Annotated in this window: 16 protein-coding genes and 1 pseudogene; 10 read left to right on the forward strand and 7 right to left on the reverse strand. The window is 37.7% G+C overall.

What is annotated here, in order from left to right; all coding sequences use genetic code 11:
- The first annotated feature begins 62 nt into the window (after positions 1 to 62).
- The 3 genes from JEOSCH030_RS01495 (at position 63) to JEOSCH030_RS01505 (ending at position 3,040) form a co-directional block, all read left to right on the forward strand.
- A complete protein-coding gene (locus JEOSCH030_RS01495) occupies positions 63 to 2,111 on the forward strand; it encodes a copper-translocating P-type ATPase (RefSeq protein WP_185124858.1) in 2,049 nt (682 codons plus the stop codon).
- A 63-nt stretch (positions 2,112 to 2,174) separates the two neighbouring features.
- The gene (locus JEOSCH030_RS01500; protein WP_407929460.1) at positions 2,175 to 2,651 is read left to right on the forward strand and encodes a CopY/TcrY family copper transport repressor; all 477 of its coding nucleotides are present in this window, start codon (positions 2,175 to 2,177) and stop codon (positions 2,649 to 2,651) included.
- A gap of 137 nt (positions 2,652 to 2,788) precedes the next feature.
- Complete coding sequence (locus JEOSCH030_RS01505) at positions 2,789 to 3,040, forward strand: copper ion binding protein (protein ID WP_051239034.1); 252 nt, start codon at positions 2,789 to 2,791, stop codon at positions 3,038 to 3,040.
- Between the two features lie 179 nt (positions 3,041 to 3,219).
- Here JEOSCH030_RS01505 and JEOSCH030_RS01510 read toward each other — a convergent pair whose 3' ends face one another.
- Positions 3,220 to 3,843, reverse strand: coding sequence for a YdhK family protein (locus JEOSCH030_RS01510; protein WP_185124859.1), 624 nt, complete (start codon positions 3,841 to 3,843; stop codon positions 3,220 to 3,222).
- 707 nt (positions 3,844 to 4,550) lie between these two features.
- Here JEOSCH030_RS01510 and JEOSCH030_RS01515 point away from each other — a divergent pair.
- Complete coding sequence (locus JEOSCH030_RS01515; protein ID WP_185124860.1) at positions 4,551 to 5,939, forward strand: sensor histidine kinase; 1,389 nt, start codon at positions 4,551 to 4,553, stop codon at positions 5,937 to 5,939.
- Entirely contained in the window at positions 5,932 to 6,603 is a 672-nt protein-coding gene (locus JEOSCH030_RS01520; RefSeq protein WP_185124861.1) for a response regulator transcription factor, read from the forward strand. The genes JEOSCH030_RS01515 and JEOSCH030_RS01520 overlap by 8 nt, the downstream gene beginning before the upstream one ends.
- Before the next feature lie 148 nt (positions 6,604 to 6,751).
- Here JEOSCH030_RS01520 and JEOSCH030_RS01525 read toward each other — a convergent pair.
- From JEOSCH030_RS01525 to JEOSCH030_RS01545, 5 genes and pseudogenes are all read right to left on the reverse strand, one after another.
- Positions 6,752 to 7,200: pseudogene (locus tag JEOSCH030_RS01525) on the reverse strand (MFS transporter); the annotation flags it as partial.
- A gap of 334 nt (positions 7,201 to 7,534) precedes the next feature.
- The gene (locus JEOSCH030_RS01530) at positions 7,535 to 8,314 is read right to left on the reverse strand and encodes a sulfite exporter TauE/SafE family protein (protein ID WP_185124862.1); all 780 of its coding nucleotides are present in this window, start codon (positions 8,312 to 8,314) and stop codon (positions 7,535 to 7,537) included.
- Positions 8,314 to 9,675 carry an MBL fold metallo-hydrolase gene (locus tag JEOSCH030_RS01535; protein ID WP_046790828.1) on the reverse strand — a complete coding sequence of 454 codons (1,362 nt, stop codon included), beginning with the start codon at positions 9,673 to 9,675 and terminating at the stop codon, positions 8,314 to 8,316. Before JEOSCH030_RS01535 ends, JEOSCH030_RS01530 begins: the two co-directional genes overlap by 1 nt.
- 59 nt (positions 9,676 to 9,734) lie before the next feature.
- Entirely contained in the window at positions 9,735 to 10,832 is a 1,098-nt protein-coding gene (locus tag JEOSCH030_RS01540) for a DsrE/DsrF/DrsH-like family protein (protein WP_185124863.1), read from the reverse strand.
- 113 nt (positions 10,833 to 10,945) lie between these two features.
- Complete coding sequence (locus tag JEOSCH030_RS01545; protein WP_235962196.1) at positions 10,946 to 11,221, reverse strand: metal-sensitive transcriptional regulator; 276 nt, start codon at positions 11,219 to 11,221, stop codon at positions 10,946 to 10,948.
- Between the two features lie 600 nt (positions 11,222 to 11,821).
- Here JEOSCH030_RS01545 and JEOSCH030_RS01550 point away from each other — a divergent pair.
- The 3 genes from JEOSCH030_RS01550 to JEOSCH030_RS01560 all read left to right on the forward strand — a co-directional run bounded on the left by JEOSCH030_RS01550 (position 11,822) and on the right by JEOSCH030_RS01560 (position 13,720).
- Positions 11,822 to 12,205 carry a DUF302 domain-containing protein gene (locus tag JEOSCH030_RS01550; protein ID WP_185124864.1) on the forward strand — a complete coding sequence of 128 codons (384 nt, stop codon included), beginning with the start codon at positions 11,822 to 11,824 and terminating at the stop codon, positions 12,203 to 12,205.
- Between the two features lie 386 nt (positions 12,206 to 12,591).
- The gene (locus JEOSCH030_RS10895; protein ID WP_328794774.1) at positions 12,592 to 12,648 is read left to right on the forward strand and encodes an SHOCT domain-containing protein; all 57 of its coding nucleotides are present in this window, start codon (positions 12,592 to 12,594) and stop codon (positions 12,646 to 12,648) included.
- Positions 12,649 to 12,865: 217 nt separating this feature from the next.
- On the forward strand, positions 12,866 to 13,720 hold the full coding sequence (locus tag JEOSCH030_RS01560) for a GIY-YIG nuclease family protein (protein ID WP_185124865.1): 855 nt from the start codon (positions 12,866 to 12,868) through the stop codon (positions 13,718 to 13,720).
- Positions 13,721 to 13,897: 177 nt separating this feature from the next.
- Here JEOSCH030_RS01560 and JEOSCH030_RS01565 read toward each other — a convergent pair whose 3' ends face one another.
- Positions 13,898 to 14,464 (reverse strand): DUF4357 domain-containing protein, encoded by a 567-nt coding sequence (locus tag JEOSCH030_RS01565; RefSeq protein WP_185124866.1) that lies wholly within the window; start codon positions 14,462 to 14,464, stop codon positions 13,898 to 13,900.
- A gap of 350 nt (positions 14,465 to 14,814) precedes the next feature.
- Here JEOSCH030_RS01565 and JEOSCH030_RS01570 point away from each other — a divergent pair, with 350 nt between their 5' ends.
- Both JEOSCH030_RS01570 and JEOSCH030_RS01575 read left to right on the forward strand, forming a co-directional pair.
- A complete protein-coding gene (locus JEOSCH030_RS01570) occupies positions 14,815 to 14,991 on the forward strand; it encodes a hypothetical protein (protein ID WP_185124867.1) in 177 nt (58 codons plus the stop codon).
- 189 nt (positions 14,992 to 15,180) lie between these two features.
- Positions 15,181 to 16,227, forward strand: coding sequence for a hypothetical protein (locus JEOSCH030_RS01575; RefSeq protein WP_185124868.1), 1,047 nt, complete (start codon positions 15,181 to 15,183; stop codon positions 16,225 to 16,227).
- The last annotated feature ends 21 nt before the right edge of the window (positions 16,228 to 16,248 follow it).

Consider the following 16,248-nt stretch of genomic DNA (forward strand, 5'->3'; position numbering starts at 1 on the left):
AAACTTAAATTAATAAATCGTTTACACTTGTAGTCTTATTATAATGTAGGAGGGGGAAAGAAATGAATAAAGAAGATAATCATAATCATGCTGAGCACGAAGAAAGTCATCATAACCATGAGGAGAACCATGAATCCCATAATCATAACGGTCACGATCATCATGCACATATGGTGACAGATTTTCGTAATAAATTCTTCATTATCCTGATATTCACAATTCCAATTGTACTTCTATCTCCGATGATTCAAAATTTCATAGGTGTGGATTGGCAATTTACTGGAGATAGTTATATTGTGGCAGCGTTGGCCACGTTCGTTTATTTCTACGGGGGTTGGCCATTCATTAAGGGCGCTTACGATGAATTGAAAAACAAAGAACCAGGCATGATGACATTAATAGCAATGGCGATTTCTGTCGCTTACTTCTATAGTATGGCAGTTGTTTTTGGATTCAATGGGGAAGAAATTTTCTGGGAGCTGGCAACTCTTGTATTAATCATGCTTCTGGGACATTGGATTGAAATGCGAGCTATTAACAATGCTTCCAAGGCTCTGGAATCCCTCGCATCATTAATGCCTGATACGGCAAACCGTATCACTGAAAATGGTGAAACAGAAGAAGTTCAGATTGATGATATTAAAGCGGGTGATTTACTATTAGTAAAACCCGGAGAAAAAATGCCGCTGGATGGTAAAATCGTTAAAGGAAAGTCGCAAGTTGATGAATCTATGCTGACAGGTGAGTCCGTCCCTGTCGAAAAGTCCATTGATGACGAGGTCATTGGAGGTTCAATAAACAGAGAAGGTTCTCTCACTATTGAAGTAGAGAAACTGATGAATGAATCTTATCTGACACAAGTTATAGATATGGTTAGAGAATCACAACGTACTAAATCGAAAACTCAGGATGTAACTAATAAAGCAGCTAAATGGTTATTCTATATCGCTTTAGCTGCCGGTATTATCACATTTATCGTTTGGATAAGTATTGGAGCAACTATAGATACTGCTATCATGAGATTGGTAACAGTTTTGGTTATTGCTTGTCCTCATGCTTTAGGTCTGGCAGCACCGTTGGTTATTTCAGTATCTACATCACTTGCTGCAAAGCACGGTTTGTTAATTCGAAAACGTCCACAGTTTGAAAAGGCTCGTAAAATTAACGCTGTGATCTTCGATAAGACGGGTACTTTGACTGAGGGTAAATTTGGTGTTACAGATATACAGACTTTCAATAATATTGACGAAAATATCCTTTTAAGTTATGCAGCAACAATAGAAAATGAATCGGAACACCCTATTGCGAGAGGTATACTCAATGAAGCCAAGTTAAAAGAACTTGAATTGCTTGAAATGTCAAATTTCAATTCAATTACTGGTGTAGGAATTGAAGGGACGATTGATGATAAACAAGTCAAAGTAGTGAGTCCGGGATATGTACGTAAACAAAAAATAGATTTTGACGATAAGAACTTTAATAAATGGTCACAACAAGGTAAGACGGTAGTTTTTCTTTTGGTAAACGAAGAATTAGCAGGTGCCATTGCACTGGCAGATAAGATTAAGGAAAGTTCTAAGCAGACAATAGAACAGCTGCATAAGAGAAATATTAAAGCTATAATGTTGACCGGAGATAACCAAAAAGTCGCAAATTATGTCGCAGAACAAATTAGGATTGATGAAGTCTATGCTGAAGTAATGCCCAATGAGAAAGCAGATAAAGTGACAGAAATCCAAGAACGTGGTTTGGTTGTTGCAATGACAGGTGACGGAATCAATGACGCACCGGCATTGACTAAAGCAGATGTTGGTATCGCAGTGGGTGCAGGCACAGATATCGCGATGGATAGTGCAGACATCGTTCTCGTTGACAGTAATCCGAAAGATATTCTTGCAATATTCAGCCTGTCTAAAAGAACATATAATAAATTGGTACAGAATCTGATCTGGGCAACCGGATATAACGTGATTGCCCTCCCATTGGCAGCAGGAGTGCTGGCGCCTTGGGGGATAATACTCAGTCCGGCTGTAGGTGCGATTTTGATGAGTCTCAGTACAATCATCGTTGCAATCAATGCGCAGTTACTTCATAGATTTGAAGTAGAATAAAATAAATGCCGACAAATCCTTACTTAAGGATAGTCGGTATTTTAATTCTTTACTGTATGAAATATGAAAGGCATCTTAAAAATACTTGAAAAAATTAGAGGTGAAAATATGACCAAAGCAATTGATTCAAATATCACAGATTCCGAATGGGAAGTGATGCGGGTCGTTTGGGCACAAAAAAAAACTACGAGTAAAGATATTAGAGATATTATAGAAAATAAAAAGAATTGGAAACCGGCCACGACCAAAACACTTATTGGGAGACTTGTTGATAAAGGCGTATTAAACACAGAAAAGGACGGCAACAAATACATTTATTCAACTAATTTAAAAGAAAGTGACTTTCTCAAAAGTACACTTGAACAAACTTTCGATAATATATGTAATAAAGACATTGGAAAAATTATTGCAGATTTAATTTCAAAATCAACATTAAGCTATATAGATATAGAAGAGTTGGAAAAAGTGTTAGAGATGAAAAAAGAGGATGCAGTTGACGTAGTGCCATGTAATTGTGTTCCAGGTCAATGTAACTGTTAATCAGCAGTAGATACAATGAATTAAGTAAGATAATTGATTGGTTAAATAAAAAAATAGAGAAAATATAAAATACCTGCCTGGGGTATGATGAAATTATTGTATAGCGTAATCTAATTAAATTTTAAGGAGGAATTTATATGTCAAAAGTAACACTTAATGTAGAAGGAATGTCATGTGGGGCTTGCGTTAATAAAGTTGAGGGAAGTGTCAGTCAATTAAATGGCGTTGAATCAGTCAAAGCTCAAATTCCTGAAGGTAAAGTAGATGTAACATTTAATGACAGTACAATTAATTTGGCAGACATCAAAGGTGCTATTCAAAATACCGGCTACGAGATTAAAGAGGATATTGATAAAGAAGATGGTTCTGCGTGTTCATGCTGCAGCTAGTTAATGACAAAAGATTTTAAGAATTTAGAGTATCATCTTTTTATGTCATATTGATTCTATATAATAATTGTAGAAAGAGACCAAGATAAAAAATCCGGCAAATCTTAATTCAAGATTTGCCGGATTTTTTCTTTGTAATCAGGAATCCATGCTTCTATCCTATATTACTATTCACTAATTTATTCCACATGTGCCAGTTCACTTTCTGTAACCCACTTATGATTCTGCACTTCTTCTTCAGTATCTGTTGTAACAAAATCTACCATATAGACAGTCGTTTCTTCAGCTGAGTCAATCGTGGCTGTTGCACCTTCCATGCCTTCCATGTGTGATGCATTCATTACTGCTTCATCGCCTGGTTCTAATGGGGCTTCTCCCGGTTCTTCCAATTCTTCATGAATGACCCATTTATGATCTTCTACCAGTTCTTCGCCGTTCGTCGGTGTGTATGAGACAGTATAGACAGTGGTGTCAAAAGCACCGGAAATTGTTGCTTCAGCACCATCCATACCTTGCATGTGTTCTGCTTCAATAATCGCTTGACTTCCAACTGCATAAGTTGGATTTTCTGCTTCTTTCAAATCTTCAGGTACTTCACCGGAACTGGACATCTCATCAGCTGAATGTTCCATATGACCTCCGGAATCTGATTCCATGTCCATTTCCTCCTCAGAGCTGGACTCTGTTTCAGTGCTTTGGCTTTCTTCATCTTCATTAGGCTGAGTTTCCCCATTACCACAGGCAGCCATTAAAAATACAGCGAATATGGAAAGAAGCCCTAATAATATTTTGTTTTTTACCATGTATATACCCTCCATTTTATTAGTTCTACTGAGAACTCTACCCATAATTTTTGCAGTTTACGTGCAGATTCAATGAAAAATAAATGTATTTAATCAAGAATAATATTACCGACTCGACATATTGGATTTCAATTTAAAGGTTTATTAACCGTGGATGATATCTCAGCGCTTCCTTCAAATCTGCACGAAAAATCGATATTTAAATAATAAAATGTATAAAGAGAGTAGCGAATCATGATACCAAGAAAATTAATAATTAATACTATAATATTATCATCTATATTTTTAGCGGGATGCGGTAAAATCACTCATGTAACTTCGAGTTACCCTTTAAATTTAAAAAGTTTTGACGGTCAGGTGTTATACTTAGTCATACATTTTTTAGACTAAAACTTCGTTGCAGCTGCTACCTCTGCTAGATTATTTTTATCGAAAGATAGTGAAGATGAAAGATGATGGTATTTTGTATGTTGCAATCAATCCACAGAACGAAGATGAGTTAGAAATCTAGACTATAAACAGAAATAGTTATGTGTCTAATGACGGCTCATAAGAACAGTGGAAGAAAATTTTAGTTGTAGGCAAAGTAAAATAAGCTGAATTATTCATAATAAAAATACTACTTTTCTATATAATATGACTAATGAACAAAATGATAAGATAATCTATTACGATTTATGCTGTTGCAGAAAACTGAGGAGGCTTTTATGTTCAATAAATTAGCTTTAAAAATCGGACTTTTGTTTTTTCTGGTGATTCTTATTATTGAAATCATATTATTCTATATCCTATATACAAATCTGGTCGCTGATCGTGTGGAGGAAGTGATGGGGGATTTATTGGCCCGGGGGAATACACACAGAGACGTATTGGAAGAAAACTATACAACCACGACATTGGAACATGTTGCGATTATGGAGTCAGAATCAGATTTTATTGTGGTGATAACAGATGAGAATGGAGAGATAATCATCAATTCTGATCCGGTTGAACCAGAAATGATAACTGTTATTGAACATACTGATTATGGTGAAATACCACAAGAAGGAGTTATCCTGAAATCAAATTGGTCAGAAGAAAAATATGTCTCTACAGACAGCCCCCTAACTTTTAACGAAACTCATAGCGGGCATGTTTTTATGTTTGCTGAAAGTGATAGCATCGAACGGATTATTGATCATCTCAGCCATAAGTTTTGGCTTGTGGGTCTATTGACTTTACTTCTGACTGTTATAACGGTGTTTATTCTTTCCAGAGTTATTACCCAACCGGTATTGAGGATGAAAAAAGCGACAGAACAATTAAGTAGAGGCAATCATAACGTGGAATTGTATACACATCGAAAAGATGAGCTTGGAGATTTGGCGACTTCGATTACTTTGCTGTCGCAAGATCTGGAACGTTTAAAAAACGAGAGAAATGAATTTTTAGGGAGTATATCGCATGAGCTACGAACACCTTTAACCTATATGAAAGGGTATACGGATATTATTAGCAGAAAAGAAATATCCACGACGGACAGGAATAGATACATTAAAATCATTCAGGAAGAAACAGAGCATTTAGCAGACCTGATAAAAAATCTGTTTGAATTAGCTAAAATCGATCATAATGAATTTGCCATCACAAAAGAGAGGGTAGTATTTAGCGCTTTGATTGAGACGGTTTTAGCACGAATCCGTCCAGCGCTCAATGAAAAAAAGATAGAGCTTTTCTTTCATTGTCCGGACAACTTGGTTGTTATGGCAGATCCCGAAAGAATTCAACAAGTTATATTGAATATATTAGATAATGCAATAAAGTATACTCCCGAGAAAGGTCATATCACAATGGAAGTTATTCAAAATAAAAATGAAATTTTAACAACTATTTCAGATACAGGAGAAGGAATCCCAGAAGAAGATATACCCTTTATATTCGATCGACTGTATCGTTCTGAAAAGTCTAGATCCCGGGTAAGCGGAGGGTCTGGTCTCGGGCTGACAATCGCTAAAGAAATTGTGGAGTTGCATGGTGGCGAGATTGGAGTAGAAAGTACACTCGGCAAGGGGACTGTTTTCGTCATATCTTTAAAGAAGGAGAATGTAAATGAATAAAGTGCTGTTAATCGATGATGAAGAGAGAATGCTCGAACTGTTGACATTATACTTGAAACCTTACCCTTATTTTTGTCGAAAAGCAGTAGGTGCAAAAGCAGGGCTTAAGTTTGTTAAAGAAGAGAAGTTTGATCTTATTCTACTGGATATCATGATGCCTGAAATGAATGGATGGGAAGTATGCAGAGAAATACGGCAATACTCAGATGTACCTATTATCATGGTGACTGCACGTGAGCAGAAAGAAGATATTGTAAAAGGACTCAAGCTGGGTGCAGATGACTATATCACAAAACCTTTTAATGAAGAAGAATTGGTTGCAAGAATGGATGCATTACTAAGAAGAACAAGACCTGTCAACCGGATTGAAGTCGAAAGACTGTTATGGGACGAAGATCAATTTGAACTATCCTATAAAAAACAGCTTGTAAAATTAACACCAAAAGAATTTGCACTCATTGGATTACTCATGAAAAATCCAGGAAGGGTATTTTCTAGAAATCAATTGATTGATTTAGTGTGGGGCATGCATTCTGAAACGGAAGGACGTACTGTGGATTCCCATGTTAGAAATATGCGGGAAAAAATTCGGGAAGTCGGCTTTCCTATCGATGATTACTTTCACACGGTGTGGGGCGTGGGCTACAAGTGGATTAGAAAGTAGCTTTCTCATATTATCGATTGCTTAAAAATGTAGATTTTGAGCACATTGCTAAAATTAATTTGAAATATTTTAAAAACTGCACACTAACTGCACAAACCATGGGCATATGTTTTAGAGACTATTATTTCTGAGGTGATTCTAATGAGCGAATATATCCTGAAAATTCATTTAACCCAACAGCAAGCCCTCTTTGCTTAGGTTTGGAGATGTCTATTTTCATATTTACTGTCATAGACCATGTTAATCCTTGATTGATGCCCAAGAAAATATTTGCAACTACAATCATCCACCATGAAGTTGCGAATATCACTAATAAAGGAACGAATAAGCCGATACTCCAACCAATTAAAAGGACTTTTTTCTCCCCAATCTATCAGCGATGGCACCAGCAAAGGAATTAACTATTGCCTTTGAAAATCCAAAACTTATAATGAAGGACAATGCTGCACTTGCTGATGCTAAACCAAAATCTTCTTTACCAATGATGGGAAGAATAGTTCTTTCCACGCCAACCATTGAACCCACAAAGAAGTTTGTTATAACCAGAAGTATAAAATTTAATGCATTTTCTTTAATTCCGATTTGTACTTTACTCAAAACTGTCTCCTCCTTAAAGAGAATAAAAAGAAGTTCCAACGATTATTATTTTTCTCATTTCGCTGATTATATAACTGAGTTAACCATAAAAAAGGTCACTCGTGATACACTCAAAATGCTCTTCTGATTAAAGAATATTTTGAGTGATTACAAATGACCGGTATCCATTTTATATGGGTGTACTGTTAACAATAGAACTTTATAACCAACAGGAGATCCTTGTTTCAATATTCTGGGTCGTTGGGCAGTGCCATGGGACAGTACACTATTAGAATACATTTTTGAGTTACAAGAATCCAGGCAAACTGCCTTGCTTATTTGATGAATATAACATTTAAAAAAAGATTTCTCCCCATATCTTCAAAGAAGTTCCTAGGATGAGCAGGGCCAGAATCCATTGGAGTATTTTAACATTCATCTTCTGTCCCACTTTTGCGCCGATCGGTGCTGCAATGAGACTCGCAACTATCATGATGGCTGCAGGTCCATAGAGTACCTGGTCTGTGGCAACTTTCCCAATCGTGGCACCGATGGATGAAATGAAAGTGACCGCCAGACTTGTGGCAATCGTTACCCTGGTGGGTATTTTAAGCACGACAAGCATGATTGGTACAAGAATGAATGCCCCTGCTGCACCGACGATGCCTGCTGCTGCACCAGTTATAAACGCAAGCGCTGCTGCCAGCGGCCCATTGAAATCAAGGTCATCACCAGGATTGTATGGGATTTCTTTCTTTGGCAGGAACATCATGATGACAGCAATTGTCGCAAGTACTGCATAGACGATATCTATCTGGGTCTCGGTGAGAAATTCTGATCCGTATCCGCCGAGAAGACTGCCGATGAGTATGGCGCCACCCATATAGGCAATCAATCTCATGTTTAAATAACCACTGCTTTTATATGCCCATACACCAGCAATCGTTGCAAAAAAAACCTGTACGGCACTGATGCCGGCTACCTCGTGGGAGGTGAATGCAGCGATTCCAAGCATGGGTGGAATATAAAGCAACATCGGATACTTGATGATGGAACCACCGATTCCTACCATCCCCGAGATGAAGGAACCGATGAATCCGATCAGAAATATAACGATTATAAAAGTAATGTCCATTAGTTCATCGCTTCTTTAATGCCGGCATAGCCTTTTTCTATATTGACGACATTATCGAAGCCACGTGCTTTAAGTGCACTCATTGCGATGGCTGAACGTACACCGGATTGACAGTGGACATAGATTGTATCGTCTGTGCTGAATGGCACTTCTTTTTCGTCGAGATGTCCAAAGTGGACATGGTGCGCATTCTCGACATTGCCTTCCTTGTACTCGGAAGTGGAACGGACGTCCAGAATATGCTTGTCTTCATAGTTCTTAACCAAGTCTTCAGGTGACACATTTTCATATGAGTCATCGAAGTACTTGTCGGCTTTGTCAGCAGGTACGATCAGCTTAAGGTTGTCAAAACCGATGGATGCAAGATCTTCCTGGAGCGTTCTGCTGTCTTCCGGATTTGCAATGACTGTCATCGGCTGGCCATAATCGATATACCATCCGGCAAACTGAAGGAATTTGTCGTTGTACGGGATGTTGATGGCGCCTTTTTTGAATCCTTTTTTGAATTCTTCCTTGCTTCTGAGGTCGAACAGCTGACCTGGAAGCGTATCAGGTGTACCGATTTCGACTTCCTTCACCTTGAATTCAGGCAGGCCTTCCTTATTGACTTTCTTCATCTGTGCAAAGTAGCTTGGCGGCTCCGGCTGGTCACTTGTCAATTCTTTGATGAAGGCATCTTTATCTTCGTATTCGAACACCCAGTTATTTTTGCGCTCATATCCAAGAGTGGACAATGGCACAGCACCGAGGGATTTACCACATGCACTGCCGGCTCCATGGCCTGGCCATACTTGCATGAAGTCCGGATAGTCATTCATCTTCTTGAGGGAAGCGAACATCGCATTCGCGCCCTCTTCGGTTGTGCCTTCCATTTTGGCTGCTTCTTCGAGCAGGTCGGGACGGCCGATGTCGCCAACGAAGATGAAGTCACCTGTGAAGATGCCCATCGGTTCATCACTGCCGCCACCACGGTCGATCAGCACGAAAGAGATGCTTTCAGGTGTATGACCTGGGGTGTGGATCACTTTCAATTCGACATTGCCGACATTGATGATGTCGCCGTCTTTCAGGTAGACGGTATCTTCTGGCATATTTTCATATTTCCAGTTCTCATCGCCTTCGTCGGACACATAAGCTGTGGCGTTGAAGCGTTGTGACGCATCACGCAGACCGGACGCGAAGTCGGCGTGGATGTGTGTTTCCGCCACCTGAGTAATATTGAAACCTTCAGCCTCTGCTACTTCCTGATATTCATCAATGACACGTTTTGGGTCGATGATGATGGCTTCCTGTGTTTTCTGACAAGCGACCATATAGGAAGTTTGTGCAAGTTTTTTATCGAAGAACTGTTTAAAGAACATTGATATACACTCCTTGAAATTTTAATTGATTGTTGGGATGCGCAGGGCAACCTGTTCAATTATATGAACAGGTTCAGGTTGCCATTTTCTGCATCGCCGAGATAAGTGCCTACGCCACCGAAATTGACATTAGGGAGAAGCTCATCTTCGTCAATGGCCATGATATCCATGCTCATTGTGCAGGCTACCATTTTGACTCCGAGTTTATCTGCCTTTTCAATCATTTCAGTAAGCGCGTCGACTTTTTTCTTCTTCATTACATATTGAATCATTTTGGATCCCAGTCCGAACATGTTCATGTTGGAGATTGGCAGTTTGGAGGCGGATTTTGGCATCATCATGCTGAATGCCTTATCCAGACCGGCTTTATTCTTTTTCGGTGCATTTGGATCCTTGATGACATTCAGTCCCCAGAATGTGAAGAACATGGTGACATCTTTGCCCATGCTTTTTGCACCGGTAGCAATGATGAATGACGCCAATGCTTTATCCATATCGCCACTGAATACGACCATTGTTGCTCCGTCTTTCGTTTCCACCATCTGATGGCCTTCACCCTCAGCTTTGGCCTGAGGGGCATTCTTCTGCAGCACCACTATGACCTTGTCTTCTGATTTTTCATTTTTAAGAATGGAATGCCCTGTCTTACGGGCCCATGCTTCGACATCCGTACAGAAGCCGAAGTCTGTGACCGTGATTTCCATCTGTTGACCGGGTTCAAGCTCTCCCATCACTTCGTTCACCTTGAGAAGGGGGCCGGGACATTGCAACCCGCTTGCTTCCACTTTTACCCGATTTGGGTCAATTTCAACATTTTCAGTTGCTGCATCTGCAGTTTCACCTGCTTCGTCTGCAATGTCGTATTTTCCTGTATAGGCTGAATAGCCTTCTTCAAGGTTCACTGCGTCGAAACCATTGCGTTTCAGTATTTCAACTGCACTTGCACCGCGTTTTCCGCGCTGGCAGTATACATGGATCTTTCTATCCTTTGGAAGTTCTTCAAGGCGTTCTTCAATTTCATTTACGGATACATTGTCTGCCTCAGCAATGTGTCCCATTTCATATTCAAAAGGTTCCCTTACATCCAATAAATATTTATTTGCTTCGACCAACTGGTCGGCATCATTAATGTGGTACTTTGTTTGCGTGTTACTCATATTGCTAAATCATCCTCCTGTTTTTAATACCTATAAGGGTATAATAGCAATGCTTTTTCAATTTGTCAAATACCCATAGGGGTATTTTTAAAAATAAATAAAAACAGATGGGATCATCTGCTCTTATTAAGCAATTCAACTGCCTCTTTGACGAGTTCGTCTGTATCTTCATCCGGATTGTTCATCGTTTCTTTGACGCACTGGACAAGGTTTTCGCTGACGATGACGTTCATTGTACGATTGAGTGCACTTTTCGCTGCGCTCAATTGGATGACGACATCCTTGCAGTCCTTGCCTTCTTCAATCATTTTCAGTGCGCCGTTGATCTGGCCCTGCAGACGATTAATGCGATTGATTACTGCTTTATCATAAACAGTCTGTTCTTCCAATGTAGCCAACAACATCACCCTCTTTTTTGATATACCCATATTATAAAGAATGAAATTCCACATGTCAAATACCCTGCCAGGTATATAAAGTTAACCATTTCCCTTCCTTACATACCCGTCCGTGTACAGAGTATACACTAGGGGAGGAGAGCATGAAGAAGTGTCAGACTGTGAAGGAAAAGGATAGTATTACGTCATCAAAGCCGTCGTGAATGGACAAAGAACAAAAACACGGGTGGAGATTGAGTTGAATCTAACCTGTGATCGACCGATTGATTCATATCTTGCCGGAAGAAGCCCGTCACAGCCATTGATCCGCATCTGAGATGGACAATCATCCGGTTGTATCGCAAACAGTACAAGGGGTATAACTTTAAGCATTTCATGAAAAAATGAGAGATACTGAAGGCGTCTCCATTCCCCATACATCCCTGCTAACCCTTATGAACAGCGAATGAGGAAAGACCAGTTGAAACAGAAGGACCAGTCCCATCAATTTTTGTTTAGTTCTAACGGCTCATTTCAATAAAAATGTTTAATCCGGCGATTAAAGAGGGAATTTTACCAACAGTATGAATAAAAAAGAGAGGAGCAATAAGTATGTTTAATTACACAGTAGAAACATCAAAAAGCAGAGACGAAGCTGTCCATACACTTGAAGAGAATTTAAAGGAAGAAAAGTTTGGTGTCTTATGGAATTTCGATTTGACGGCCAAACTTCAGGAAAAAGGGACCGACTTTGACACGCCATTTACAGTACTTGAAGTTTGCAATCCACAGAAAGCGAACCAAGTTCTTTCAGAAGATCTGCTGGTCGGCTACTTCCTTCCTTGCAAAATTGTGGTGTATGAAGAAAATGGTACAACAAAAATCGGGATGCCGAAACCAAGTGCACTGATTGAAATGGTGCAGAACGATTCCATAAAAAAAATTGCCGTTGATATTGAAGAACGATTGATTGGTTGTATTGACAAGTCGGTGTAATGACATTTTTATAAGATAATATACGTCGGCCGTTAATAACTGGGCTGAGCGTTGGGAGGAATTTGATATGATGGTAAAATCTATATCTCCCCAAGATATTGTAGACCAGGTGACGAACCAGAAACCGGTTTAGGTGTACAGTAAAAATGGACTGGGATAGACAGGATTTCGGCACGAAAAGTTGTCATGTTTCCGGGTTTATATAGTGAAAAAATTAGAAAAAGCAGTAAATGAAACTCAGCGAAAGAAAGGATAATTCCTATGATGACAGGTGGAATGGGCTTATTTATGATGCTCTTTTGGATTGCAATTCTAGGATTGCTTATTTATGGAATTTACCGGCTGGTCACTACTAGAGCAACAAAAAAGAAAGATGGGGCCTGTCGATTCTAAAAGAACAATTTGCACGAGGAGAGATTAGCGAAGAAGAATATGAAAAATGAGTGTTTAATATGATAAAAACTAAATGTAAAATTAAGTTTAAAAAACGACCGTTAACACGCACTACTTGTGATAAGCTTCAGCGTATCATTCTACGATGCGGTTTTTATCTAACTTTTAATAACTTTAACAGCTGATTTATTCATCCCAATATTTACTATATTATTTTGGTATAATACATAAAAACAAACTTTTAATGAAGGGAGGACGAAGTAAGAGATGATAAAGTTATCAGAGTTTATTAAAACACCAAATAATGCTCATACGAAAATAAAATTTAATATGAATCCCGCTGACCCAAACCTGAAGGCCTGGGATCTATTATTAGAGGATGATCCGGAATGGCTCATCATGAATAGTTGGAAGACAAAACAGTCCAACAATAATCTTAATCATGCTGAGTACTTGATTGCTATGGCTCAATATTATCCTTATGGACCGGAATACTTTGCATTTGGGGGACTTTATAAAGTTGAAAAGAAACTCCCTGAAGTTTTTAATGATGTAGGTTATGAATTGACTTTAATGAAAGAGTATCAAGAATATATAAAAAGATTAATTATTAAAATTGAGAAGCCTATTGGTAGAGATGTTTATAACCGTCGCTATCATACGATTCAAGATCAATTAAACCCTGAAGTATACGAAATTGCGCCAAATATTAAACTAGGTCATTTTCCTGGTTATCAAAATGTCCGCATGAACCATAAAGAAATGCAACAAGTCCTCTTAAGAGAAGATCCTAGTTGGAAATCTGCTCTTAGTTATGTTAAAGGTATATATGTGATTACAGATAAAAGTAATGGCAAACTATATATTGGTTCTGCTTCCGGAAACACTGATGGCATATGGCAACGATGGTCAGGTTATGCCCATTTGGAGAACTTGACAGGAGGCAATAAAGAATTCAATAATATTCTTTTAAATAAGGGCAAGGAGCATATTCAAAAATACTTTCAGTATTCCATTCTGGAGATATTTGATACCAGAACCAAAAGTGAATTTATTCTTGAAAGAGAAAATTACTGGAAAAACGTATTCGATACAAAGAAAAATGGGATGAATCATAACTGATTACTAAATGATAACGTTCTTTATTTAAACAAATTCATTTTATAGTCTATATTCTTTAATACAGTAATTCAATACAAGGGGACATGCTCCTCTTTTAGGATTAAGCTACCTCACTAATCTAAGGGAGAGAGTAGCCCTTTACATCAGATATCATTCAAGCTTACTGAAAAAAGATGATTAATACCGTGCTACACACTTATCTAGTGTTTTTCCATCTTTGTTCTTCCACATTGTCCATCCATTAGAGGATTGACGTGCAACAATTGAAGCTGCGGTAGAAGGTTTAGTGAAAGTATAGTCTTTTACGAATATACCTTCATCGTCGATTATTTTAGTTTCCTTTAGTTCATTAAGCAATCTCCAGCTTGAAAAGCTTTTGGTTGAGTTTGAAGCAATTCTCGATCCTTTTATGACTGTCATCCCATCTTGAGAATATATAGCTTTAGCATCCGATCCTCTACTAGTAATATAATAATAATTGTCTTGATCTCTCATCTCTTTTTCATTCATTTTTGGCATGAATATAGGAAACCCCAAAAAAGATAATAGATCTGCGATAGAACTATACATATCCATTAAATCCGCCTCTCTAGCTTCATGTACAAAAGACTGAGTAGGTGTATTCTGATTCAATGAGTACCGATCCGCTTCTAACGCTCTTTGATAACAGTAATTCTCTAAGTATTTTATGTCTGCTTTTGTTAGTTGATTCTCTTCGCCTGTAGTTGTAAATACTACAGCCACAGACCAATTTTCTCTTTCTTTATGGTGACGCTTTAAACGATTGTATATAGTTTCACTTTCACCTATATATGCTGCCGCTCTGCTGTGATCTATAACCGGCTCCTCTTCTTCGAATAAAAAATATATACCATATTATGAATATATTAAGCAAGCTTCAACCGATTTCTACCACGCAAAATATATAGATTTTGAAAAGTATAATCTAACTATATTACACTTCAGATTGGTGACCTAAATAAGTTTAAACATACCGATTAGACGTAATATGTCTAATCGGTTTTATATTTTTTTACTAGCCTTTTAATCAGCTTTAAAATAATAGTGTGATAAGAAGAGAGGTGATTAATATATTGGAAATCTGTCGGAGAAACTGTACTTGGGCTGGGAACCTTGCTATTGACGGTATTATCGCATTATCTAATAGCGATAAATTACAAGATTTATCAGAGAAGTCAGTGGATGCTCAATTTAAATATATCGAGAAAGAACATGAAAAACTTCAAAAAACAACAAGAATAGATTGCTAAAGATATTTAGTATATAAAGCGACTAATATTAATTTAATAGTCTCTTTCTATTATAAAATTATAATTTTAATATTGTTTTTGTGAAATTATCTGATAAATAAATTTAATTACCTTATAATAGAAGTACATACAATATTAAGGAAGAAGTGAGTTTAGTTGAAAAAGTATTTACTACTATTATCGCTATCTTTGGTTCTTACTGCCTGTAGTAATGAAGAACCAGAAGTTACTACAGAAAGCGAAGACAGTGAAGAAGTTGCGCGTTTGAAAGAAGAGAATGAAGAATTAAAACGTCAACAAAAAGATCAAGAGAATGATGCAGAACACGAAGGTAGTAAAGAATCTACAAAAGATCAGGATATTGACAATCAAGACACAGCAAAACGCTCTGATGAGAAGCAAGAAACTTCCAGTAATACATCATTAGCTTCTAATGATAACTACGTCAATGAGATATTAAGTCAGCCTGACTATATGAGTAAATATTCTCAAGCCAATACGGCTGATACAGAACGGTATTCAATGCTAGTGGAGGAATATATCTATCGATTAGCAGGATATTATAAATCAGGTCAAAGACATGCTAAAGATGTATTCTTTTACCTAGAAGAAGGTTCCACCCCGTACAACACTGTAATTGAAAACCAAAAGTCTGGAAACTTCGCTAATTATGAAATTGAAGAGGTTGTTGCCTATCAAGTATTTGATATTGGAGATGGTAACGTTATCGTTGATACTTATCGGACATATACTCATGCTAATACTAACGGAGTTCAAGGATCTGATGTCACATACATCATGAACAAAGATTCTTATAAAGTTTTGGGTTGGATTGAAACGGATACTTATGATATTTCTGAAGATGGTCATAAACATGGCACTTATGGATTAACCAGTTATGGTGATGAACAAGGGGATAGTTTTGCAAATCAAATGTCTACTATAGTCCAAGAATATATTGTTGCATTAGCAAGTTATTACAACAACGGCGAAGAGACTGTATTTAATTATACTGATGGAAGCGTTGAAAATACTCTTAAAAACAATTATAAAAATGGAAACTTTAATAATTATGAAAACCATGGGATGACCATACTTTCCGTCTCTAGCACAATGGATGACGATGTATTTGTAGATGTTGAAAGAGCTTATTCTCATGCTACTTCTGATGGTATAAAAAGTTCTAAAATCCAATATCATTTAGTAAATGAAAAAATAGTAGGCTGGACAGAATAACCACATTACAGAAGAAACTTC

The organism is Jeotgalicoccus meleagridis (assembly GCF_903994045.1).
GTDB lineage: Bacteria > Bacillota > Bacilli > Staphylococcales > Salinicoccaceae > Jeotgalicoccus > Jeotgalicoccus meleagridis.